1 protein-coding gene is annotated in these 937 nt (G+C 71.7%); it reads right to left on the bottom strand.

Annotation, left to right across the window (positions count from 1 at the left end):
* The coding region (locus PUR71_RS01250; RefSeq protein ID WP_329924404.1) for an acyltransferase domain-containing protein at nucleotides 1–937 on the bottom strand (937 nt) is incomplete at both ends.

The following is a 937-nucleotide window of genomic DNA, read 5'->3' as shown; positions in this document are numbered from 1 at the left end:
CGAGACCCGAAGCCGCGTCGTCCTGCGCTCGGCGAAGTGCGCCTCGATCGCCGCGACAGCCTCCTCCGCCCCGGACACGACGACCGACCGCGGACCGTTGATCGCGGCGATCGACACGAACTCGCCCAGCAACGGCAGGACTTCGTCCTCCGTCGCCTGGACGGCGAGCATCGCACCGCCCGCCGGCAGCGCCTGCATCAGACGGCCACGAGCACTCACCAGAGCGCAGGCATCAGCGAGCGAGAACACTCCCGCCACGTGCGCCGCGGCCACCTCACCGATCGAGTGCCCCGCCACGAACTCCGGCCGCACACCCAGCGATTCGACCAGCCGGTAGAGCGCCACCTCGACCGCGAACAACCCCGCCTGGGCGTACGCCGTCTGATTCAGCAGCTCCTCGTCCGCACCCCACACCACATTCCGCAGACCCGGATCCAGCTCCGCACGCACCTCGTCGAAGGCCCGCGCGAACACCGGGAACCGGACATACAACTCCCGCCCCATCCCCAACCGCTGCGACCCCTGCCCCGAGAACAGGAACGCCGTCCTGCCGTCGGCCGCAACGCCTCGGGCCACCTCCACGCCGTCCACGAGCACCGTGCGGTGCGGTAGGGCCGACCGGCCGGCCAAGGTGAACGCCACGTCCGCAGCGGGCAGTTCATCGGCGTCCGTGAGCCGCGCGAGTTGCGCGTCCAGCGCCGCATCCGACTTGGCGGACACCACCCACGGCACCAGGCCGGGTGCGGCTTCGTTCTCCGTCTCCGCCGACTCGGGCAGCTCCAGGATGACGTGCGCATTGGTCCCGCTGATCCCGAAGGACGACACGCCCGCACGGCGCGGGTGGCCGGTGGCCGGCCAGTCGGTGCGCTCGGTGAGCAGCTCGACGGCGCCGGCCGTCCAGTCGACGTGCGACGACGGCGCGTCCACGTGCAGCGTG

Origin of the sequence: Streptomyces sp. SP17BM10 (assembly GCF_036322405.1) — a bacterium.
Classification (GTDB): Bacteria; Actinomycetota; Actinomycetes; order Streptomycetales; family Streptomycetaceae; genus Kitasatospora.
The sequence above is the reverse complement of the archived record's forward strand: the minus strand, read 5'-3'. Positions and strand labels throughout refer to the sequence as shown.